This is a genomic window from Pseudomonas sp. UYEF17 (assembly GCF_040546125.1).
GTDB classification, from domain to species: domain Bacteria; phylum Pseudomonadota; class Gammaproteobacteria; order Pseudomonadales; family Pseudomonadaceae; genus Aquipseudomonas; species Aquipseudomonas putida_Z.
In genome coordinates, this window is record NZ_JBEPNE010000013.1 from 34,810 (window position 1) to 56,555 (window position 21,746).

Annotated in this window: 24 protein-coding genes; 12 read left to right on the top strand and 12 right to left on the bottom strand. The window is 63.3% G+C overall.

All coding sequences use genetic code 11. From position 1 onward, the window contains the following. Positions 1–15: 15 nt before the first annotated feature. From ABIB24_RS18465 to prlC, 4 genes are all read right to left on the bottom strand, one after another. A complete protein-coding gene (locus ABIB24_RS18465; RefSeq protein ID WP_137162710.1) occupies positions 16–1,074 on the bottom strand; it encodes a PA0069 family radical SAM protein in 1,059 nt (352 codons plus the stop codon). A gap of 77 nt (positions 1,075–1,151) precedes the next feature. Beyond that, positions 1,152–3,146, bottom strand: coding sequence for a M3 family metallopeptidase (locus tag ABIB24_RS18470; protein ID WP_137162709.1), 1,995 nt, complete (start codon positions 3,144–3,146; stop codon positions 1,152–1,154). A 124-nt stretch (positions 3,147–3,270) separates the two neighbouring features. Then, positions 3,271–3,552: a YheV family putative zinc ribbon protein gene (locus ABIB24_RS18475; protein WP_013970292.1), complete on the bottom strand. Its 282-nt coding sequence runs from the start codon at positions 3,550–3,552 to the stop codon at positions 3,271–3,273. Beyond that, positions 3,549–5,600: an oligopeptidase A gene (gene prlC / locus ABIB24_RS18480; RefSeq protein WP_354316979.1), complete on the bottom strand. Its 2,052-nt coding sequence runs from the start codon at positions 5,598–5,600 to the stop codon at positions 3,549–3,551. The genes ABIB24_RS18475 and prlC overlap by 4 nt, the downstream gene beginning before the upstream one ends. Positions 5,601–5,702: 102 nt before the next feature. On the opposite strand from prlC, the gene ABIB24_RS18485 reads away from it, so the two are divergent. Continuing rightward, positions 5,703–6,251: a gamma carbonic anhydrase family protein gene (locus ABIB24_RS18485; protein ID WP_003261048.1), complete on the top strand. Its 549-nt coding sequence runs from the start codon at positions 5,703–5,705 to the stop codon at positions 6,249–6,251. Between the two features lie 120 nt (positions 6,252–6,371). Next, a complete protein-coding gene (locus ABIB24_RS18490; RefSeq protein ID WP_274078988.1) occupies positions 6,372–7,022 on the top strand; it encodes an HAD family hydrolase in 651 nt (216 codons plus the stop codon). A 117-nt stretch (positions 7,023–7,139) separates the two neighbouring features. Here ABIB24_RS18490 and ABIB24_RS18495 read toward each other — a convergent pair whose 3' ends face one another. Next, positions 7,140–8,213, bottom strand: a complete 1,074-nt coding sequence (locus ABIB24_RS18495; RefSeq protein ID WP_274119893.1) for an aminopeptidase — start codon at positions 8,211–8,213, stop codon at positions 7,140–7,142. A gap of 85 nt (positions 8,214–8,298) precedes the next feature. Here ABIB24_RS18495 and ABIB24_RS18500 point away from each other — a divergent pair, with 85 nt between their 5' ends. Next, positions 8,299–8,712, top strand: coding sequence for a PA0061/PA0062 family lipoprotein (locus ABIB24_RS18500; RefSeq protein WP_015268455.1), 414 nt, complete (start codon positions 8,299–8,301; stop codon positions 8,710–8,712). Positions 8,713–8,767: 55 nt separating this feature from the next. Next, positions 8,768–9,181 carry a PA0061/PA0062 family lipoprotein gene (locus tag ABIB24_RS18505; RefSeq protein WP_013970286.1) on the top strand — a complete coding sequence of 138 codons (414 nt, stop codon included), beginning with the start codon at positions 8,768–8,770 and terminating at the stop codon, positions 9,179–9,181. Between the two features lie 95 nt (positions 9,182–9,276). Here ABIB24_RS18505 and ABIB24_RS18510 read toward each other — a convergent pair whose 3' ends face one another. Together ABIB24_RS18510 and ABIB24_RS18515 are read right to left on the bottom strand one after the other, a co-directional pair. Continuing rightward, positions 9,277–9,510: a DUF1161 domain-containing protein gene (locus ABIB24_RS18510; RefSeq protein WP_003261043.1), complete on the bottom strand. Its 234-nt coding sequence runs from the start codon at positions 9,508–9,510 to the stop codon at positions 9,277–9,279. Between the two features lie 73 nt (positions 9,511–9,583). Next, positions 9,584–10,009: an OsmC family protein gene (locus ABIB24_RS18515; protein WP_013970285.1), complete on the bottom strand. Its 426-nt coding sequence runs from the start codon at positions 10,007–10,009 to the stop codon at positions 9,584–9,586. 153 nt (positions 10,010–10,162) lie between these two features. On the opposite strand from ABIB24_RS18515, the gene ABIB24_RS18520 reads away from it, so the two are divergent. Beyond that, positions 10,163–11,167, top strand: coding sequence for an LLM class flavin-dependent oxidoreductase (locus ABIB24_RS18520; protein WP_289514938.1), 1,005 nt, complete (start codon positions 10,163–10,165; stop codon positions 11,165–11,167). A gap of 98 nt (positions 11,168–11,265) precedes the next feature. On the opposite strand, the gene ABIB24_RS18525 is transcribed toward ABIB24_RS18520, so the two are convergent. Next, a complete protein-coding gene (locus ABIB24_RS18525; RefSeq protein ID WP_003261041.1) occupies positions 11,266–11,487 on the bottom strand; it encodes a DUF1161 domain-containing protein in 222 nt (73 codons plus the stop codon). A gap of 101 nt (positions 11,488–11,588) precedes the next feature. Next, the gene (locus tag ABIB24_RS18530) at positions 11,589–11,804 is read right to left on the bottom strand and encodes a dodecin (RefSeq protein ID WP_013970282.1); all 216 of its coding nucleotides are present in this window, start codon (positions 11,802–11,804) and stop codon (positions 11,589–11,591) included. A gap of 150 nt (positions 11,805–11,954) precedes the next feature. Here ABIB24_RS18530 and ABIB24_RS18535 point away from each other — a divergent pair, with 150 nt between their 5' ends. Further along, positions 11,955–12,278 (top strand): ElaB/YgaM/YqjD family protein, encoded by a 324-nt coding sequence (locus ABIB24_RS18535; protein ID WP_003261039.1) that lies wholly within the window; start codon positions 11,955–11,957, stop codon positions 12,276–12,278. On the opposite strand, the gene ABIB24_RS18540 is transcribed toward ABIB24_RS18535, so the two are convergent. Beyond that, entirely contained in the window at positions 12,275–13,171 is an 897-nt protein-coding gene (locus tag ABIB24_RS18540) for a LysR family transcriptional regulator (protein ID WP_025337196.1), read from the bottom strand. The genes ABIB24_RS18535 and ABIB24_RS18540 overlap by 4 nt on opposite strands. A 110-nt stretch (positions 13,172–13,281) precedes the next feature. On the opposite strand from ABIB24_RS18540, the gene trpB reads away from it, so the two are divergent. Further along, positions 13,282–14,499, top strand: coding sequence for a tryptophan synthase subunit beta (gene trpB / locus ABIB24_RS18545; protein ID WP_015268451.1), 1,218 nt, complete (start codon positions 13,282–13,284; stop codon positions 14,497–14,499). Next, positions 14,496–15,305: a tryptophan synthase subunit alpha gene (gene trpA, locus ABIB24_RS18550; protein ID WP_085588898.1), complete on the top strand. Its 810-nt coding sequence runs from the start codon at positions 14,496–14,498 to the stop codon at positions 15,303–15,305. Before trpB ends, trpA begins: the two co-directional genes overlap by 4 nt. Before the next feature lie 120 nt (positions 15,306–15,425). On the opposite strand, the gene ABIB24_RS18555 is transcribed toward trpA, so the two are convergent. Further along, positions 15,426–15,758: a DOPA 4,5-dioxygenase family protein gene (locus ABIB24_RS18555; RefSeq protein WP_289514936.1), complete on the bottom strand. Its 333-nt coding sequence runs from the start codon at positions 15,756–15,758 to the stop codon at positions 15,426–15,428. Between the two features lie 52 nt (positions 15,759–15,810). Here ABIB24_RS18555 and ABIB24_RS18560 point away from each other — a divergent pair, with 52 nt between their 5' ends. Next, positions 15,811–16,428, top strand: a complete 618-nt coding sequence (locus tag ABIB24_RS18560; protein ID WP_289514935.1) for an NAD(P)-dependent oxidoreductase — start codon at positions 15,811–15,813, stop codon at positions 16,426–16,428. A 109-nt stretch (positions 16,429–16,537) separates the two neighbouring features. On the opposite strand, the gene ABIB24_RS18565 is transcribed toward ABIB24_RS18560, so the two are convergent. Beyond that, positions 16,538–17,437, bottom strand: coding sequence for a choline sulfate utilization transcriptional regulator (locus ABIB24_RS18565; protein ID WP_025337194.1), 900 nt, complete (start codon positions 17,435–17,437; stop codon positions 16,538–16,540). A gap of 108 nt (positions 17,438–17,545) precedes the next feature. Between ABIB24_RS18565 and betC the strand changes: the two genes are divergently transcribed. The 3 genes from betC (at position 17,546) to ABIB24_RS18580 (ending at position 21,703) form a co-directional block, all read left to right on the top strand. Then, positions 17,546–19,063, top strand: a complete 1,518-nt coding sequence (betC, locus tag ABIB24_RS18570) for a choline-sulfatase (protein WP_025337193.1) — start codon at positions 17,546–17,548, stop codon at positions 19,061–19,063. 14 nt (positions 19,064–19,077) lie between these two features. Next, the gene (choX, locus tag ABIB24_RS18575) at positions 19,078–20,007 is read left to right on the top strand and encodes a choline ABC transporter substrate-binding protein (protein ID WP_013970274.1); all 930 of its coding nucleotides are present in this window, start codon (positions 19,078–19,080) and stop codon (positions 20,005–20,007) included. 130 nt (positions 20,008–20,137) lie between these two features. After that, positions 20,138–21,703 (top strand): SulP family inorganic anion transporter, encoded by a 1,566-nt coding sequence (locus ABIB24_RS18580; protein ID WP_354316980.1) that lies wholly within the window; start codon positions 20,138–20,140, stop codon positions 21,701–21,703. The last annotated feature ends 43 nt before the right edge of the window (positions 21,704–21,746 follow it).

Sequence of the window (21,746 nt, forward strand, 5' to 3'; positions counted from 1 at the left end):
TGCTCTGCTCAAGCATCAGAACAACGCCATCTGCCCTCCCGGCGGGCAAAACGCCGAGCAATCCAGCGCCTGCGCTTCTCGCCCCTCGAACTCCAGCCGCTTCATGGCCTTGGCAAAGCGCTGCGCCAGCAACTCGGCAAACACGCCTTCACCGCGCATGCGCGCACCAAACCGGCTGTCATACAGTTCGCCGCCGCGGCTCTGGCGGATCAGGCTCAATACATGCGCCGCCCGCTGGGGGTAATGGTCCTGCAGCCATTGCTCGAACAACGGTGCCACTTCCAGCGGCAGGCGCAACATCATGTAGGCTGCGCTCTGTGCACCTGCCTCCCTCGCCGCCTCCAGCAGTCGCTCCAGTTCGCTGTCGTTGATCATCGGAATCATCGGCGAACACAGCACGCCCACCGGCACTCCCGCTTCGCGCAATACGCGGATCGCCCGCAAGCGCGCCTTGGGTGACGCCGCACGCGGTTCCAGCACCCGTTTCAGGTTATCGTCCAGCGTGGTCAGGCTGATCATCACCCGTACCAGGCGCTGGCGAGCCATCTCGGCCAGCAGGTCGAGGTCGCGCAGCACCAGCGCTCCCTTGGTGACGATGGTCACCGGGTGGCGAAAACGCAGCAGCACTTCGAGCAGGCGCCGGGTCAGCAGTTGTTCACGTTCGATCGGCTGGTACGGGTCGGTATTGGAACCCAGGTTGATCGGCGCGCACACGTAACCCGGTTTGCTCAACTGCTGCGCGAGCACCTCGGCGGCGTTGGTCTTGGCAATCAGCTTGGTCTCGAAATCCAGGCCGGGGGAAAGGTCCCAGTAGGCGTGGGAAGGGCGGGCATAGCAGTAGATGCAACCGTGCTCGCAGCCACGGTAAGGGTTGATGGAGCGGTCGAAGGGCAGGTCGGGCGAGGTGTTGCGGCTGATCACCGACTTGGCCGTCTCTACCCGCACCTCGGTGCCCTGGGTTTGCGGCACCTCCTGGTACCAGCCGTCATCCTCCGCCACCGAATGGCTGGGGGCAAAGCGGTTGTGCGGATTGTTCGCCGTGCCACGGCCCTTTTGCGGTGCTGGAGGAATCATGGCCTACCCCATATACTGTATTCATATACAGTATATTGCCTGCCTGATTCTTTCCAGCACCTCCGGTCAGCGCACCTTCACTTCAGGCCATGCCAACGCAGAAAGGGCAGCTGGCTCGACTGCCGGCCGAGGAACAGCTCGATATCTTCACGCAACGGTCGCGATGCCCCTGGGGCAAGCAATGTCTCCTGCAGCGTCCGGCCTCTATTCCGGTCCAGCAGGCCTTGGGCCTCGAAGCGGGTGAACAGGTCGAAGGCGTGCACGTCCGACCACAGATAGGCGTAATAACCGGCATCGTAGCCGTTTACCAGATGGTCGAAGGCATGCGCCGGGTGCTCGAAATCGGCCAAGGGCCAGTAGCCACAAAGCTCACGGGCATCGCCCAGGCGCTGCTCGAGGGATCGGCCATCGTTGGGTGTGCCATGAAGGTCCAGGTCGAACAGCGCCATGCTCAGGTCGCGCGCGGTTTCCTCCACACCTTGCTGCCGCAAGCGGCGCAGGCATTCATCGACCCGGGCCCGGGAAAGTTTGCTGCCATCCTGAAGTGGCGAAGAGATCGCCACCAGGTAATCCGCGTCCCAAACCCAGCGCTCAAACAGCTTGCCGAACAGTTCCACGCCATCGGTACCGAGTTCGGTGACGTTGGACATCACGTGGTTGGTCGTGCGCACCAGCAAATGGTGCAGGGCATGGCCAAATTCATGGAATAGCTTGCGCAGTGACAGATGGTCCAGCAACGGCTGGCTACCCGGCAGCGCTGCAGGCACGTCGCTGTAGACCACCACCGAGGCCGCCTGGAAGATGCCCTCGGCATCGACCCGACGATTGCGAATGTAGGTGGTGAACACCGAGTCAGGTTGCTTGCCGGCATGCTGTACGGCGTCCAGGTACAGGAAACCGATCAAGGCGTTGTCCTGCCACACCTCGAACGGTTGCACGCTGTCATCCCAGGTTGCCAGCGGCTTGGCCAGCAGCGTTAAACCAAACAGTTCTTCCGCCAACTGCTGCAATGCGCTGACCACGGCATTCAGCGGGAAGTGTTCGCGCAAGGCTTCGGTGGAAAGCACCTCGCGCGACGAGGCCTGCAGGTAGGCAATGTCCCAGGGTTGGACATTCCCCAGCCCTTTGGCTGAGGCCTGATGCTGCATATCTGCACGCCACTGCAGCACCGCCGGCCGCACATGGTCGGCCAGGTCATGAAGAAAGCCGCGCACCTGGGCAACCGAACCTGCGCTCTTCATCTGCAGGCTCTGCTCCAGATGGCTGGCAAAGCCGAGCAGGTGGGCCTTTTCTTCCAGCAGCCTCGCCAGTTGCTCCAGGTGCGAGCGATTATCCTGCTGTTGGTCAAGGCCGACGCCTCGGGTGTTATAAGCCCGGTACACGCGCTCGCGCAGCTGCCTGTTGTCAGCATGTTTGAGCACGGCGTCGGTGGTCACGCTTTCACACGCAATCAACCACCCCGGCTCACCCGCCTCCTGTGCCCTTGTAGCTAGCTCGTCACGAATGCGTTGAGGTACACCGCTCAGTTCAGATTCATCCGTGATGCTCAGCCCTGGCCGGTTGATGTTGCTGCGAAACGCCTCCCGCGCAGCGCCAATCTGTTTCAGCAGTTCAGCCAGGCGCAGCTTGCCTGCGGGGTCGAGCGATGCGCCACTGGAGGCGAACTTGTGCAGATGCCAGCGCAACGTAGCGCGTTTCTGGGCATCCAGCTGCTTGCCGATGTCGCTGTTGGCCAAGCGCTCATACAGGGCCTGCAGTGCGGAGTTGGTGAATTTCTGTTCGAACCGCTCCGTAGCCTTGGCGAAGAAGTCGGAAATGGCACCAGCCCAGGCTTCATCCCGACCAACCAATGGCGAGGCGGCATACAACACCGTCAGAAGCTGACTATCCAGCCCGTCCACCGCCAGCACCATGTCATCCCAGGTTGGCAGTGCCTGCTGGTCGCGGATGATGCGTTCGATGCCTTGCTCGTGCGCCAACAGCACGTGGTCGAAGGCAACTTGCATGTTTTGAAGCGTGATCGACGGATAATCGACGGGGATATGGCTATCTTGCAGAAGTGGGTTATCCATGATGCAACACCTTGCTCGTAGGGAAGAGCAGGTGAGCTTGCATGGCCAGCGTGCAGCAGGTGGCCTGATTATCTACCACCCGGGCATGCCGGCCCGGGCACGGCGCCCGGGCGGCACGACGGCCTTATTCAGCCGGTTTCTTCAGCTTCGGGTTGGGGAAGAACTGCACCGTCTGTACCTTGGCCGGCGCGGCTTTCGGTTCCAGATGGTTGACCCGGGTGCCGAGTTCCTTAGGCACCGACAAGCCCTGCTCGTTGAGGGTGTCGGTAAAGCCGCAGGCCACGCACTCGCGGTGCGGTACGCCGTCTTCGTTCCACATCATCAGCTTGTCGGTCTCGCTGCACGCCGGGCATACCGCCCCGGCAATGAAGCGTTTCTTGGTCTTGTTCACGGCTACCTCGCTCATGCTGCAGCGTCCTCGCTCAGGCCACTATGGCGCAGCAAGGCATCGATGGAAGGCTCACGGCCACGGAAGTCGACGAACAGCTCCATCGGCTCGCGCGAACCACCGCGTGCCAGGATAGCCTCGCGGAAGGCACGGCCGGTTTCGGCATTCAGCACGCCTTCTTCCTCGAAGCGCGAGAAGGCGTCGGCCGACAGCACTTCGGCCCACTTGTAGCTGTAGTAGCCCGCGGCATAACCACCAGCGAAGATGTGCGCAAAGCTGTTGGGGAAGCGGTTGTACGCCGGTGGGCGCATGACCGACACCTCGTCGCGCACGCCTTCGAGCACCTGCAGCACGCTGCGGCCGTCGCCATGGGTGGCATGCAGCTCGAAGTCGAACAGCGAGAACTCCAGCTGGCGCACCATCATCATGCCCGACTGGAAGTTCTTCGCCGCCAGCATCTTGTCCAGCAGGTCCTGGGGCAGGGCAGCACCGGTTTCGTAATGGCCGGAGATCAGCGCCAGGCCTTCCGGCTCCCAGCACCAGTTTTCCATGAACTGGCTCGGCAGTTCGACTGCGTCCCAGGCCACACCGTTGATGCCGGAAACACCGGCGTGCTCGATGCGGGTCAGCATGTGGTGCAGACCGTGGCCGAACTCGTGGAACAGCGTGGTGACTTCATCGTGGGTCAGCAGCGCAGGCTTGCCAGGTGCTGCCGGGGTGAAGTTGCACACCAGATTGGCGACCGGGCTCTGCAGCTCGCCGCCAGCCGTGCGGCGACGGTCGCGGGCGCCGTCCATCCAGGCACCGCCACGCTTGTTGGCGCGGGCGTAGAGGTCGAAGAAGAAGCGGCCGACGTGCTGGCCGTTTTCCTTGATCTCGAACAGGCGTACGTCCGGGTGCCAGCTGTCGAAGCCCTTGAGTTCAGCGATTTCGATGCCGTAAAGGCGCTGGACGATGCTGAACAGGCCGCTGAGTACCTTGTCGATCGGGAAGTAGGCGCGCAGGGTTTCCTGCGACACGCTGTAACGCTGCTCGCGCAGCTTCTCGCCGAAATAACCGGCGTCCCAGCTGGCCAGCTCAGGGCAGCCTTGCTCGGCGGCGTAGACCTTGAGCTGCTCTAGGTCCTGGGCGGCAAACGGCTTGGAGCGCTTGGCCAGGTCACGCAGGAAGCTCAGCACCTGGTCGCTGGACTCGGCCATCTTGGTCGCCAGGCTCAGTTCGGCGTAATTCTTGTAACCCAGCAGCCCGGCCAGTTCCTGGCGCAGGTCGAGGATTTCCTGCATCACCGGGCCGTTGTCGAACTGGCCGGCATTCGGGCCTTGGTCCGAGGCGCGAGTGCAGTAGGCAGCGTACACCTCTTCGCGCAGGGCGCGGTCGCTGGCATAGGTCATCACCGCGTAGTAGCTGGGGAATTCCAAGGTGATCAGCCAGCCGTCGAGGCCCTTGGCCTGGGCGGCGGCGGCCATCTGCGCCTTGGCCGAATCGGTCAGGCCAGCCAGCGCGGCTTCGTCGGTAACGTGCTTGGTCCAGGCCTGGGTGGCGTCGAGCAGCTGGTTGGAAAAACGGCTGCCCAACTCGCTGAGCTTGCTCTGCACTTCGGCGTAGCGCTGCTGTTTATCCGCCGGCAGGTCGATACCCGACAGGCGGAAGTCACGCAGGGCGTGCTCGAGGATAGTCTTTTGCGCCACGTCGAAACCGGCGGCCTCGGGGCTGTTGATCAGCGCCTGGTAGGCTTCGAACAGCGCACGGTTCTGGCCCAGTTCGGTAGAGTAGGCGCTCAGCGCTGGCAGGCACGACTCGTAGGCTTCGCGCAGCTGCGCGCTGTTGCACACCGCATTGAGGTGGCTGACCGGGCTCCAGGCGGCGCCCAGGCGGTCGTTCAGCTCGTCCATGGCCAGCACCAGGCCAGCCCAGGTAGGGTTCTTGCCCTGCTTTTCGAGGATCTCGGCAATGGCTTTACGGTTGTCGGCCAGGATCGCTTCGATTGCCGGCAATACGTGTTCGGCACGGATTTGCGAGAAGGGCGGCAGATCGTAGGACTGCAGAAGCGGGTTGTTCGCACTCACGGTTTGGATACCTTGGCAGAAGAAACACTGCCCCATCTTAATTACAATCGACGCCGACCGCAGCAGGCAGCCTGCCTATCGGCACAGATGAGAGACGCTATCATGGCCATCCGAAGCTTCCAGCAACACACTCCGAAAGTTGGGCCCAGGGCCTTCGTCGACCGATCGGCGGTAGTGCTGGGGGACGTGGAAATCGGTGAAGACAGCTCTGTCTGGCCGTTGACCGTGATACGCGGCGACATGCACCGAATCCGCATTGGCGCGCGTACCAGCGTGCAGGACGGCAGCGTGCTGCACATTACCCATGCCGGCCCGTTCAACCCGGACGGCTTCCCGCTGATCATCGGTGACGAAGTGACCATCGGCCACAAGGTCATGCTGCATGGCTGCACCTTGGGCAACCGCATCCTGGTCGGCATGGGCAGCACCATCATGGACGGCGCCATCGTCGAAGACGAAGTGATCATCGGCGCCGGCAGCCTGGTACCGCCGGGCAAGCGCCTGGTCAGTGGCTACCTGTACATGGGCAGCCCGGTGAAACAGGCCCGGTTGCTGAACGACCAGGAACACGCATTTTTTGCCTACAGCGCCAGTAACTACGTGAAGCTCAAGGACCAGCACCTGGCCGAAGGCTACGATCAACCTGAATGACCGCATTCGCGGGTAAACCCGCTCCCACAGGTACGGCGCCGGCCTCAGGCCCTGTGATATCCCTGTGGGAGCGGGTTTACCCGCGAAGAAGGCCACGCAGCACTCAAGTGGAACCCGCAAATGCACCAGCAAAACATCCTCTTCGACCTCGACGGCACCCTGACCGACCCGCGCCAGGGCATCACCCGCTCGATCCAGTATGCCCTGGCCAAACTTGGCATCGACGAGCCGGACCTCACCCGCCTCGAGCACTTCATCGGCCCACCCCTGCTGCAGGCCTTCATGCAGTTCTACAGCTTCGACGAAGCCAAGGCCTGGGATGCGGTGAACTTCTATCGGGAACGCTTCAGCGTCACCGGCCTGTACGAAAACCTGGTGTTCGAAGGTGTGCCGGAGCTGCTCGAAGCACTCAACGGCCAGGGTCGCACGCTGTACATCGCCACCTCCAAGCCGTGGAAGTTCGCCCGTGAAATCGCCCGGCACTTCGCCTTCGACCACCACTTCAAGGTGATCTACGGCAGTGAGCTGGATGGCACGCGCACCAACAAGGTCGAGCTGATTCGCCACCTGCTTGATGAAGAAGGGTTGGACCCGGCGCAGACGCTGATGATCGGCGACCGCAAGCATGACCTGATCGGTGCGCGCAGCAATGGCTTGCAGGCGGTGGCGGTGGGGTACGGGTTTGGTAGCCAGGAAGAACTGGTGGCCGAAGTGCCGGCCTACCACTTTGCTACCTTGGCCGAGATGCATCAGGCTTTCCTCAAGGCTTGATGGCCCTGGGGGCTGCTTTGCAGCCCATCGCGACACAAGGCCGCTCCTACAGGCGATCGCGTACCTTCTGTAGGAGCGGCCTTGTGTCGCGATGGGCCGCAAGGCGGCCCCAAAATCTCACCGGCTAACCATCAACCGCCGTAAGGCCGCCTTCCTCTCATCGATCGGCAACCGCCCCAATTGCTCGACCCGGTGATAAAAACGCTGCCAATCCCCGCCAACCTCACGGAACACCGCCGCAAACGCCGGTACCCATTGGTCATACAGCCCGAACGGCAGCAACTTGGCATTGCTCATCGGCCCATACATCCAGGCGTCATAGCGCTTGTCACCACCCCACTGGGCATCACGCACCTGCCGGTATTCCCGCCTAAGCCGCTCGAACTCCGCCTGCTTGGCCGTCCGCTTCTGCGCATCATCCAGAGGCCCGGCATAAATCGCCTGCAACCGCTCGCGGCTGGCAAGCACCAACCGGATGAATTGCTCACGCTGCTGCCCCTGCTCCCCGCCAGAGGCAGCAAGGCCCCGCGCCACGCGCCATTGCTGCGTGCCTTCCTGCTCGACGAATGAGGCAAACGACTCGTTGAACTCGGTGTCGTCCTGCACATAGAAGCGCTGGTGGGCCAGCTCATGGAAGATCAGCGCGGCCAGGCGCTCGTCGCTCCAACCCACCATCGACGACAGGATCGGGTCGTCAAACCAGCCCAGGGTCGAATAGGCCTCCACGCCGCCCACATACACATCCATGCCGTCCTGGCGCATCAACGCCGCCGCCCCACGCGCCGCGCCTTGCTGGTAATAGCCGCGATAGGCCACACACCCTGCGATCGGGAAGCAGTGCGTCACTGGCTGCAACGACAGCTCGGGGGTGGCGAACACATTCCATACCACGTAAGGCCGGCCAAGGTCGGCGTACACCCGGTAGCTGCGGTTGTCCGGCAGCTTCAGCTGCTGGCTGGCAAATGCCCGTGCCTGCTTGGCGTGTTCCAGGCGCGCGCGCAATTGCGCTGAAGTGGCCGGGTTGGCCACTACCTGATCCACTGGCTGCCGTGCGCGTAGCAGCTGCCACTGGCCCTCGGCCAACTGTCCATAGTAGGCGGCGCTGCTGCAACCGTTCAGCAGGAGCACCGCAAGCAGGGGAACCAAACGGGTGAAAACAAGGTCGAGTGGCCCAGGGCCTGAGCGCTGCATAAGAATAAGTCGAAGCATCCGGGACTGTCTGACTCGCTCAAGGCCGATTCACTCCAAGACTATCTCGCCAAGGGGGAGTTTCGCCATGCGTGCACTGTTGGTCACCGGGTCACTGTTGCTGATATCCGCCTGTTCGACCTTGCCAGACCCGGACCCGAACCAGGCCTGGATCGACCTCACGCCCTACGACAACACCTCGCTGCACGCCGTGCAGGTAGATGAACGCGACTGGGCCGACAGCCGTTATTTCGAAGTACAGCCCGGCAGCCACGAGCTGACCGTGCGCTACCAGTTTCCGGTTACCCCCAGCAATATCGGCCCGGTCGAGGAGCCTTTGTGGCGGGATTGCCAGGTCAAACTGACCTTCAAGGATTTCAGTGCCGGCCAGCGCTACCAGCTGCAGGCTGGCAGCATCGGTTTCCGCCCCTGGATCAAACTCTACGACCATCAGCAAAAACTGGTTGGCCAGGGCTTGCCTGCAGGTTGCCAGCGCACCTGAAACGCACAAACGGCGCTATGCTTGTAGCCTATGAATCGCAAGTGGGAGTCTTGCCATGCGCCAGCCCATGATGCTGATCGCCCTCAGTGCACTGGGGGCTTGCGCCAGCCCCTTGCCGCCCGTCGACCCCAAGCAGGCCTGGGTCGACCTGTACACCATGACTCCCGGCAGGGTGATCATGGCCGACCGCCTCGACGGCAAGCGCCTGGAGGATGGCCGCTACTTCCAGGTGACGCCAGGCAAGCACGAACTGGTAGTGCGCTTCGATTACGAGATATATGGGGGCGGCCTCATGACCCAGCCCAGGGACCGTACCTGTTACCTGACCGTGCGCTTTGACAACTTCAAGGCCGGTGAACGCTATCGCCTGGAGGCACGGGCGCCGGTGATGGAACCGCAGGTGCTGCTGTATGACGGCAGCCGCAAGGTGGTGGTGAACGAGCCTAGCGAGGTGTTCTGCATTCCTTGACCTGGGGCTGCATTGCTCCTACAGGAGATACGCGATCCCTGTAGGAGCGGCCTTGTGTCGCGATAGGGCCCAAAGCGGCCCCCAAAATCCTGAACCTACCGATCATTCTTCTGATAAATGATCTTCTTGGTCCCACCATCGCAGGTCCCGACGACCATGTTCTGGTCCTTGACCTCGCTGTTGGGCACGATCTCCAGGGTATAGGACGAAACACCCTGGGCCTGGATCTTGGCCTCGATCTCGGCTTTGAGCTCCTCGCACGGCTTGACCGCCGCCAACGCAGATGTGGCGACCAGGGAAGCCAACACGGTGATTGCTACGCGAATCATGAAACGGCTCCTGAAAGGGCAGCGTGCTGCCGACGCTGTTTAGACTACAACAAACCGCCCTCATTGCACTGCTTCAACCCACCAGTGCCGCATCCAGGCTGATCTTCGCGTTCAGCACCTTGGACACCGGGCACCCGGCCTTGGCCTTGTCGGCGATCTGCAAGAACTGCGCTTCACTCGCCCCAGGCACCTTGGCCCTGAGCACCAGATGCACCGCCGTAATGGCAAAGCCATCAGCTTGCTTGTCGAGTGTCACTTCGGCAGCGGTGTCGATCCTGTCCGGGGTGAACCCCGCTTCGCCCAGCATCATCGACAGTGCCATCGAGAAGCAGCCGGCGTGCGCCGCGCCGATCAGCTCCTCCGGGTTGGTCCCGGGCGAGCCCTCGAAACGGGTATTGAAGCCGTAGGGGTTCTGCTTTAGCGCGCCGCTTTCGGTAGAAAGCAGGCCTTTGCCGTCCTTCAGGCCACCTTGCCAGATCGCCGATGCTGTCTTTTTCATGATGCCTCCTGGTCTCGGGTTTACATGCTTATGGCTTCAGAGGTCAGCCGCCTACGGCAAGTTCAGAGCAATCGCACGGCAAGCATTGAATCCGTCGAATGTGCCCATACAGAGTTGAAAAGGCCTTTGGCCAAATACCTTTGCGGAGGCTCCATGACGCAGCTGCGTGACCTGAAGATTTCCACCCTCGACCTGGTGCCGGTACGCGCCGACGCCGGCCCGGCGCAGTCGCTGCGCAACTCGCTGGACCTGGCGCAGCACGTCGAGCGCTTTGGCTACAACCGCTTCTGGGTAGCCGAGCACCACAACATGGACGGCATCGCCAGTTCGGCGACTTCGGTGCTGATCGGCTACCTGGCGGGGGGTACCTCGAGCATTCGCGTGGGCTCTGGCGGGGTCATGCTGCCCAACCATGCGCCGCTGGTGATCGCCGAGCAGTTCGGCACCCTGGCCAGCCTGTACCCGGGGCGCATCGACCTGGGGTTGGGCCGCGCGCCGGGTTCCGACCAGATGACCGCCTACGCCCTGCGCCGCGACCGCGCCGGCGGCCCGGATGACTTCCCGGACGATGTCGAGGAACTGTCACGCTACCTCGGCCCGCGTACCGATGATCAAAAAGTGATCGCCGTGCCAGGGCACGACACCGACGTACCAATGTGGCTGCTCGGCTCCAGCCTGTTCAGCGCTCAACTGGCCGGCATGCGCGGCATGCCCTACGCCTTCGCCTCGCACTTTGCGCCGCGCTACATGCACGAGGCGATCCGCGTGTACCGCAACCACTTCAAGCCCTCGACCACATTGGACAAGCCGTATGTGATGCTGGGCATCCCCATGGTGGTGGCGGAAACCGACGAAAAGGCCGAGTACCTGGCCACGTCGGTGTACCAGCGCATCCTCGCGCTGATTCGCGGGCAGAGCCTGATGCAGAAGCCGCCGGTGGAAAGCATGGACGGGTTGTGGTTACCCCATGAACGGGATGCGGTGGGCAGCTTCCTCGGCCTGGCGATGATCGGCAGCCCGCAGAAGGTGCGTGCCAAGGTGGAAGTGCTGCTGGAGCAGACCGGGGCGGATGAGCTGATCTTCACCTGTGATTTGTATGAGCATGCGGACCGGATTCGGTCCTATGAACTGTTGGCGCAGGCTCTCAAGACCGCGTGATCTTCTTCGCGGGCTTGCCCGCCCCCACAGTTACAGCGTCGCTCTCAGGCCTGTGATATCCCTGTGGGAGCGGGCGAGCCCGCGAAGAGGCCAGCACATTAGCCGCGCCGGTACACAATCTCCTTGGTACCAGCCTCGCAGCTGCCAATCACCTTGCCGGCCGGGTCGCCCTTGTCGACGATCTCCAGCTTGTAGCCGGTAACACCCTTGGCATCCAGCTTGGCCGCAATCTCTGCCTTGAGCTCCTCGCACGGCTTGCCCGCCGCCAGCGCACCACCGGCCAGGGTCATCAGGCCCAGCGCCAGAATCAGTTTGTTCATCACTCGCTTTCCTTGTGCAGATGAAATCAGAAAGGGCGCCCGCCAAGGCGCCCCCTCCCTAAATACCCCATCATGCCGGGCTCATCCAGCCCGGCAGTGTTTCAGCTATTGGCGATGCGGAAGCCGACCTTCAGCGTGACCTGGAAGTGCGCCGCCTTGTTGTCACGGATATGGCCACGGGTATCTATCACCTCGAACCACTCCAGGTGCTTGATGCTCTTGCCGGCTTCGGCAAGGGCATTGTTGATCGCCTCTTCGATGCTGGTGGTCGAAGACCCCACCAGTTCGATCTTCTTGTAGGTGTGATGATCGGTCATGAGCGCTCTCCTCGGATGATGGTGAGATTGAGCCTAGCAGCGCAGGCCTGGTTTACCTGCGAGCGGTCACCATTGGCGAAAGTTCGATCGCACTTTCCTGCGGGCCCAAGGTCGCAATCCTTACAGTCCATACTGCAAAGGAGAGTCAACATGCACCGCAATTCGCTGCGTAGAACGTCCCTGGAAAGCATGGAAGCGGAGATCGAGAGCCTTCTGAAAAGCCTGGAAAACCTCAAGCATGATGCGTCGGAGGAGTCCCAGAAATCGGTGAAGGCAATCCGCAGCAACGCCGAGAGTGCCCTGCGTCATTCGCGCCACCTGTTGAGCGATGCCTACGAGGAAGTGAAGCACCGCACCCGCCAGACCGGCATCGCCACCCGCGACTATGCCCAGGAACACCCATACACCACCGCCGGCGTCGCCATTGGCGCGCTAGGCCTGCTGGCGGCGTACCTGATGTGCAAACGCAACTAAGCGCCCTGTCGCGCCAGTTCTGCCCTTAGCCACTGCGCCAACTGCTCGGCGCGCCCGTCCGCGGCGCGCCTGGGCACCCACAGCGCCAATGCCGCAGGGGTAGGTGAAAAGCCCCACGGCGCACTCAAACGGCCCGCCCGCAGGTCATCAGCGACCAGCGGCTGCGGCGCAATCGCCACACCCAACCCGGCCACCGCAGCTTCCAGCAGGTAATACAGGTGCTCGAAAGCCTGGCCATAGTGCAGGGTCGCCGGCTCCAACCCCTGTTCCAGCGCCCAGGTCGGCCAAGCCTGCGGGCGCGAGGTGGTGTGCAGCAAGGCTTCGCCCAGCAAAGCCTTGGCCGGCGCGCCCTGCAAGCGCTCGAAACCGGCGAAATGCGGGCTGAGCACCGGCCCGATGCGCTCCTCGGCCAGCACATGCACCTGCATGTCCGCCGGCCATGGCGGCTCGGCATACACCAGCAGCGCATCCAGCCCTGGCCGCCGCGGGTCCAGGTCGCCTTCACCGGCCGACAGGTGCAGGCGCAGCTCAGGCAAATCCGCCTGTAGCCGGCCCAACCGCGGGATGAACCAGCGCGCCAGCAGGCTGCCCGAGCAGCCCAGCACAAACGGCGCCTCGCTGACATCGTGGCTGAGCTCGGCGCACACGCTGCGCAGGCGGTCGAAGGCTTCGCTACTGGCATCGCGCAGGCGTACGCCGGCATCTGTGAGTTTGATGCCACGCCCGTCCTTCACGAACAGCGCGACGCCCAGGTGCTCTTCAAGTACCTTGATCTGTCGGCTGACGGCGCCATGGGTGACGTGCAGCGCTTCGGCCGCCTGGCTGACGCTGTTGAGCCGTGCGGTAGCCTCGAAGGCCCGCAGGGCGTTTAGGGGAGGGAGGTCGTGGGCCATTTTACCTGTGAGTTTTTCTGACAAGTTTGCGCAATCTTATCGGTTTTCAGCCGGGCTTGCCGTGGTTAGAGTAAAGCCCATCACTCATTCATTACGCCCTGGAGCGCCCCATGACCCAGTCCCAATACCGCCCCGGCCCCGACGCCAACGGCCTGTTCGGCTCGTTCGGCGGCCGCTACGTGGCCGAAACCCTGATGCCACTGGTGCTGGACCTGGCCCGCGAATACGAAGCGGCCAAGGCAGACCCTAAGTTCCTCGAAGAGCTGGCCTACTTCCAGCGCGACTACATCGGCCGCCCCAACCCGCTGTACTTCGCCGAGCGCCTGACCGAGCACTGCGGCGGCGCGAAGATCTTCTTCAAGCGTGAAGAACTCAACCACACCGGCGCGCACAAGGTGAACAACTGCATCGGCCAGGTGCTGCTGGCCAAGCGCATGGGCAAGAAGCGCCTGATCGCCGAAACCGGCGCCGGCATGCACGGCGTGGCCACCGCCACCGTCGCTGCCCGCTTCGGCCTGCCTTGCGTGATCTACATGGGCGCCACCGACATCGAGCGCCAGCAGGCCAACGTGTTCCGCATGAAGCTGCTGGGCGCCGAGATCGTCCCGGTCACCGCCGGCACCGGCACTCTGAAGGACGCCATGAACGAGGCCCTGCGCGACTGGGTCACCAACGTCGAAGACACCTTCTACCTGATCGGCACCGTGGCCGGCCCGCACCCGTACCCGGCCATGGTCCGCGACTTCCAGTCGATCATCGGCAAGGAAACCCGCGCCCAGCTGCAAGAGAAGGAAGGCCGCCTGCCAGACAGCCTGGTTGCCTGCGTCGGTGGCGGCTCCAACGCCATGGGCCTGTTCCATGAGTTCCTCGAAGAGCCAAGCGTGCAAATCATCGGCGTCGAAGCCGGTGGCCATGGCGTGCACACCGACAAACACGCCGCCAGCCTGAACGGCGGGGTACCGGGCGTGCTGCACGGCAACCGCACCTACCTGCTGCAGGACGAAGACGGCCAGATCACCGACGCCCACTCGATTTCCGCCGGCCTGGACTACCCGGGCATCGGCCCGGAGCACGCCTACCTGCACGAAGTGAAGCGTGTCGAGTACGTCAGCATCACCGACGACGAAGCGCTGGATGCGTTCCACGCCACCTGCCGCCTGGAAGGCATCATCCCGGCCCTGGAAAGCTCCCACGCCCTGGCCGAAGCGATCAAGCGCGCACCGAAGCTGCCCAAGGACCACCTGATGGTCGTGTGCCTGTCGGGCCGCGGCGACAAAGACATGCAAACCGTCATGAACCACATGGCCGCCCAGGAGAAACAGGCATGAGCCGTCTTGAACAACGCTTCGCCGAGCTGAAGGCCGAAGGCCGCTCGGCACTGGTCACCTTCGTCACTGCGGGCGACCCGGGCTATGACGCCTCGCTGCAGATCCTCAAGGGCCTGCCGGCAGCCGGTGCCGACGTGATCGAACTGGGCATGCCGTTCACCGACCCGATGGCCGACGGCGTGGCCATCCAGCTGGCCACCCTGCGTGCCCTGGAAGCCGGCCAGACCCTGGCCAAGACCCTGCAGATGGTTCGCGAATTCCGTGTGGATAACCAGGCCACACCGATCGTACTGATGGGTTACTACAACCCGATCCACCGCTTTGGCGTGGAGAAGTTCGTGGCCGAAGCCAAGCAAGCGGGTGTCGATGGCCTGATCATCGTCGACCTGCCGCCAGAGCACGACGCCGAACTGGCGACCCCGGCCCAGGCAGCGGGTATCGACTTCATCCGCCTGACCACCCCGACCACAGACGACGCGCGCCTGCCGCGCGTACTGGAGCGCAGCTCCGGGTTCGTCTACTACGTGTCGGTGGCCGGTGTGACCGGCGCCGGCTCGGCGACCACCGAGCACGTGACCGAAGCCATTGCCCGCCTACGTCGGCATACCGATCTGCCGATCAGCGTTGGTTTCGGCATTCGTACGCCGGAGCAGGCTGCGGCCATTGCCCGCCTGTCGGATGGGGTAGTGGTGGGCTCGGCGCTGGTCGACAAGATTGCCCAGGCCAAAGATGCCGATCAGGCCGTGAACGATGTATTGAGCCTGTGCTCGGCACTGGCTGAAGGGGTGCGCGGCGCCCGCCGTTGAACCGCGTCGCCTGCTTCGCGGGCTCGCCCGCTCCCACAGGGACAACACAGATGCTGAAAGCTGTGGAGGACCTGTGGGAGCGGACGTGCCCGCGAAGAGGCCAGCACAGGCTATAGAGGCCTATCCCCCGAAAATCGACAGATCCAGCGGCCGCACCGCCCCCATCCAGATCGCATGGTCACGGTGGTCCGCCAGTTCATCACCGGTCAGCGGGTGCATGAACACCACCAACCCCTTCCGATACAGCGCCAACCACGGCAGCACCACCCCCACAAACTCCGGTTCGAAGGCCAGCTGGCAGCTCCAGTCCGGGTGCGGCCCCACCGGTTTCTGGTGCATGCGCCCCATGGTCACGGGAAACAGCCGCGCCGCCTCCTCGCACAGTTCACGGGCCTGGTCCATGGTCGCTGCGTCGTAGTAAATGTGGGCGTGGTAACCCTTGATCCTCTGCACGATAACTCCTGATTGCGGTCCAACCATCACCACCTGCAAAGGGAGTGATGCAGTGAAAAACGCCGAAACCCCAGTGTTCAAGCTGGTCCTGTTCGGGCCTGAAAGCAGCCTGGGCAACGCCCTGATGGTAGAGCTGCTGTCGCGCCAGCACGAAGTCACCGCCGTGGTCGACGACCTCAACCGCCACGCGCCGCGCCCCGGCCTGCATTTCAAGATAGGCGGGCTTGACGATGCCAACCAGGCGGAGCAGGGCGCGGCTGGCGGGTCGGCAGTAATTGCCCTGTTGTCGACGCTGGCGCCGGGCGATCTGCCCGGGCAAGCCCGCATGAGCGAGGCGCTGGTGACGGGGCTGAAGCGTACGACTATACGCCGGCTGTTGCTGGTGGGCGATTTCGATGTGCTGGATGAGCCGGGCAAGTACAGCGAGGCGGAGCGGGACTGTGTGGACCAGGTGGTGGACGGGTTACAGCGCAGTGCGTTGCACTGGACGCTGATCAATGCCCCGCAGGAACTGGCCGGGTTGGGGATGGAGCATTTTCGCAGCACCGAAGGTACGCTGGAGCCGGGGTTGGCCGAGCCGCTGCGGCACCTGGCCAGGGTAGCGGCAGGGATGGTGGATATGCTGGAGCTGGATTTGCACCGGGGCGAGCATCTGAACTTCGTGGTCTAGTTTGCCGGGGCTGCTGTGCAGCCCATCGCGACACAAGGCCGCTCCTACACGGGCCGGCCTTGTAGGAGCGGCCTTGTGTCGCGATGGGCCGCAAAGCGGCCCCAAAATCTCAAAGGCTACGCTCTTGCTCCAGCCAATCCACAAACCGCTCGATCAACGCCCCACGCCGCTTGCGTGGTGGCAGCACCGCGTAATACCCGCGCGCCGAGCGCAAACTCCCCTCCAACGGCCGGCACAGCAACCCTTGCTCCACCAGCCCATCCACCAGGTGCCCCCAGCCAATCGCCACTCCTTGCCCGGCAATCGCCGCCTGGATCAGCAACGTATAGTTATCAAACCGCAACTGCCCGGCCGGCGGCGGGCTGGCCACACCAAACCCGCGAAACACCCCCGCCCAGTCAAACCAACGGCTAGCCTGCTCGCCCTTCAAGTGCAGCAAGGGCAATCGTTGCAAAGCCACGGCTGACAAGGGTTTGCCATGAATCAGCCGGGGGCTGCACACAGGGAAAACCTCCTCATCGAACAGCCAGCGGCTCTCGCCCTGGTGAAAACGCCCGTCGCCAAACAGCACCGCCACATCGATGTCCGGTCGCAACATGCCCTGGCTGCGCTCACCGGTCACCAGGCTCACGTCCACCTGTGGATAAGCCTCGTGAAAACGCTGCAGCCGTGGCATCAGCCAGAACGCCGCAAAGGCGAAGTCGGTAGCCACCTGCAGCACTTCGCGCTGGCCGCGCCCACTGGCCTGGGCGATGCCGTCCTCCATGGCCTGCAGGCCCTGATGCACCTGTTCGAACAGCACCTGGCCAGCCTCGGTCAGCTCGATACCCCGGTAAATGCGGTCGAACAGGCGCGTGCCCAACTGTGCCTCCAGCCGTTTTACTTGCTGGCTCACCGCTGGCTGCGTGGTACCCAGCTCCAGCGCCGCGGCGGTAAAGCCGCGCAACCGTGCGGCGGCCTCGAACACGCGCAAGGTATCCAGCGACAGCTCGGCAAGGTGGTCAAACATAAGCGTGGCTAATCCCAGTCATTGCCCACCGTGGGCTTTACCCATGTTATCCACAGTCGCATCTTGATAGGCAAGCGGTTCGCATAACCCTCAACGATGGAAGCCACCATGACGCGCCCGAATATCCTGTTCATCATGGCCGACCAGATGGCCGCGCCCTTGCTGCCGATCTACGCCTCTTCGCCGATCCAGATGCCGCACCTGAGCCGCCTTGCCGAACAGGCGGTGGTGTTCGACTCGGCCTACTGCAACAGCCCGTTGTGCGCGCCGTCGCGCTTCACCCTGGTCAGCGGCCAGTTGCCCAGTCGCATCGGCGCCTACGACAACGCCGCCGACTTCCCCGCCGATGTGCCGACCTACGCCCACTATCTGCGCCGCCTTGGCTACCGCACCGCGCTGTCGGGCAAGATGCACTTCTGCGGCCCGGACCAGCTGCATGGCTACGAAGAACGCCTGACCAGCGATATCTACCCCGCCGACTACGGCTGGGCGGTGAACTGGGATGAGCCGGACGTGCGCCCGAGCTGGTATCACAACATGTCCTCGGTACTGCAGGCCGGCCCGTGCGTGCGCACCAACCAGCTGGATTTCGACGAGGAGGTGGTGTTCAAGGCGCGCCAGTACCTGTACGACCATGTGCGCGAAAACGATGGCCGACCGTTCTGCCTGACCGTGTCGATGACCCACCCCCACGACCCCTACACCATCCCCCGGCGCTATTGGGATCGCTACGAGGGTGTGGATATCCCCATGCCCCGCGCCGAATTCGACCAGGCAGAACTCGACCCGCACTCACAGCGCCTGCTGAAGGTCTACGACCTGTGGAACAAGCCGCTGCCTGTGGACAAGATCCGTGACGCCCGCCGTGCCTACTTCGGCGCCTGCAGCTATATCGATGACAACATCGGCCTGCTGCTGCAGACCCTGGAGGAATGCAACCTGGCCGACGACACCCTGATCGTGTTCTCCGGCGACCACGGCGACATGCTTGGCGAGCGTGGCCTCTGGTACAAGATGCACTGGTTCGAGATGTCGGCGCGGGTGCCGCTGCTGGTTCACGCGCCGAAGCGCTTCGCGCCAGCCCGGGTCAGTGCCTCGGTGTCTACCTGCGACCTGCTGCCGACACTGGTCGAGCTGGCCGGAGGTGCTGTGGATAACCACCTGCATCTGGATGGCCGCTCGCTGGTCGGCCACCTGCAAGGGCAGGGCGGCCATGACGAAGTGATCGGCGAATACATGGCCGAAGGCACCGTCGGCCCGCTGATGATGATCCGCCGGGGGCCGTACAAGTTCGTGTACAGCGAGGACGACCCATGCCTACTCTATGACCTGAGCCGCGACCCGCACGAGCGGGAGAACCTCACCGGCAGCCCGGAACACCAGGCGCTGCTGCAGGCATTTGTCGATGAAGCACAGCAACGTTGGGATATCCCCAGCCTGCGCCAGCAGGTTCTTGCCAGCCAGCGGCGCCGCCGCCTGGTGGCCGAGGCGCTGGCCATCGGCAAGCTGAAAAGCTGGGACCACCAACCGCTGGTGGACGCCAGCCAACAGTACATGCGCAACCACATCGATCTCGACGACCTCGAGCGCAAGGCACGTTATCCACAGCCCGCCCCCCTGGATTGAGAAAAGAGGCCGCCATGCACAAGTTCTCCGCCGCCGTGTTCGCCCTGGCCCTGAGCCTGGGTACCGCCACGGCCCACGCCGCCGACAGCGACGCGCAATGCACCACCGTGAAGATGGCCGACCCCGGCTGGAGCGACATCGCCACGACCAACGCCTTGGCCCGCCTGCTTCTGGAAAGCCTGGGTTACCAGGTGAAAATCGACAGCCTGGCCGTGCCGATCATCTACGGCGGCCTCAAGGATGGCCGCGTCGATGCCTTCCTCGGCAACTGGATGCCGGCACAGCAGGGCTTTCATGACAAGTTCATCGCCAACGGCGATGTGCAGCAGCTTTCACGCAACCTGGAAGGAACCGAGTTCACCCTGGCAGTGCCCGACTATGTGTGGAATGCCGGGGTGAAGGATTTCGCCGACTTGCAGAAACACGCCGACCAGTTCGACAAGAAGCTGTACGGGATCGGTTCCGGGGCACCGGCCAACCTGTCGTTGAAGGAAATCATCGACAAGAATGAATTCAACCTCGGCCAGTGGAAGCTGGTGGAGTCCAGCGAGCAGGCGATGCTGGCGCAGGTCGACCGAGCGGTGAAGAAACAGCAGTTCATCACCTTCCTCGGCTGGACCCCGCACCCGATGAACGTGAAGCTGAAGATGCATTACCTGAGCGGCGGGGAGAAGTGGTTTGGCAGCAAGGGCGAGGTGTATACCCTGACCCGCAAGGGTTATCCACAAGCCTGCCCGAATGCGGCCAAGCTGCTGGGTAACCTGAAGTTCACGCTGGACATGGAAAACACCATCATGGCCGAAGTTGTGGACAAGAAGATCAGCTTCGATGATGCGGCCAAGGCTTGGCTGAAGGCGCACCCCGAGTTGCTGGAAGGGTGGTTGGCCGGGGTGACGACCAAGGCCGATGGCAATGCGCTGGAGGCCGTCAAAGCCAAACTGTAACCTCACAAGCAAAACCTCTATCCCTGTGGGAGCGGGTTCACCCGCGAATGCGACGGTAGATTCACTGCAGCATTCGCGGGTAAACCCGCTCCCACAGGGGACAGTGCAATTTCAGGATTGTGGATAACCCATGCATCGCCTCACTCACCTGCTGCCCTTCCTCTCCTGGCTCCCCCGCCAATCGGGCCGCAGCCTGCGCCAGGACCTGCTGGTGGGCCTGAGCGGTGCAATCCTCGCCCTGCCGCAATCCGTCGCCTACGCCCTGATCGCCGGCCTGCCGGCCGAGTACGGGCTGTACGCCGCCATCGTGCCAGTGCTGATCGCCTGCCTGTGGGGCTCGTCCTGGCACCTGATCTGTGGCCCGACGGCTGCCATCTCCATCGTCCTCTACGCCAGCATCAGCCCGCTGGCCGTGGCCGGCAGCGCCGACTATGTCACCTTGGTGCTGCTGCTGACCTTCCTCGGCGGCATCTTCCAGTTGCTGCTGGGGCTTTTGCGCTTCGGCGCACTGGTCAATTTCGTCTCCCATTCCGTGGTGCTCGGCTTCACCCTGGGCGCCGCTGTCGTCATTGCCCTGGGCCAGCTGCCCAACCTGCTGGGCATGGACCTGCCAAGCCAGGCCACGGCGTTGAAGACCGTGCAGGACCTGGCCAGCCATGCCGGCGAGGTCGACCTGCCTTCCTTGATTCTGGGCCTGGCCACAGTGGTGATCGGCGTAGGCTTCAAGCTCTGGCGCCCACGCTGGCCCAGCCTGTTGATAAGCCTGATTTTGGTAAGCCTGCTGGCCTGGCTGCTGCCCGGGTTCTTTGGCCATGTGCCGCGTGTGCCGGCATTCACTGGCCAGCTGCCACCCTTCAGCCCGCTACCCTTGCTGGATGTGGAACTGATCCTGCGCCTGCTGCCCAGCGCCGTGGCAGTGGGCATGCTCGGGCTGGTCACCAGCCTGTCGATCGCCCGCTCGTTGTCGGCACGTTCGGAGCAGTTGATCGACGCAGACCAGGAAATACGCGCACAGGGCCTGTCGAACATCGTCGGTGCGTTTTTCTCCGGTTACCTGTCTTCCGGCTCCTTCACCCGCTCCGGGCTGAGCTACGACGCCGGCGCCCGCTCGCCCATGGCCGGGGTATTCTCGGCGCTGTGGGTGGCGGTGTTCGCCGTTGCCGGGGCCGGGCTGATTGCTCACCTGCCGATTCCGGCCATGGCCGGCAGCATCCTGCTGATCTGCTGGGGGTTGGTGGACCACCGGGGGATTCGTGCGCTGTTCCGGGTCAGCCGCTCGGAGTTTCTGGTAATGGCGCTGACGGCGGCAGCGACCTTGTTGCTGGAGCTGCAGACGGCGATCTATGCCGGAGTGCTGGCGTCGCTGTTCTTCTATCTGAAGCGCACCTCGCGACCACGGGTGCAACAAAGCCGTGAAGGGGAGGCGGATGTGCTGCGGGTGGGCGGGTCGATCTTCTTTGGTGCGGCGCATTACCTGCAGGTGCGCTTGCAGCGCTGCCAGGGGCCGCATGTGGTGATCGATGCGCGGCAGGTGAACTTCATCGATTACTCGGGTGTGGATATGTTGCACCGCGAGGCGCGGCGGTTGCGGCGGGCGGGGGGGAGTCTGACCCTGCACCGGGCCAGGCCGCAGGTGATCGAGGAATTGCAGAAGCTGGAAGGGGTGGAGCTTTGTCCGATCCGGTTTGAAGAGTGATGTTGGGTTGAGATTTTTGGGGCTGCTGCGCAGCCCATCGCGA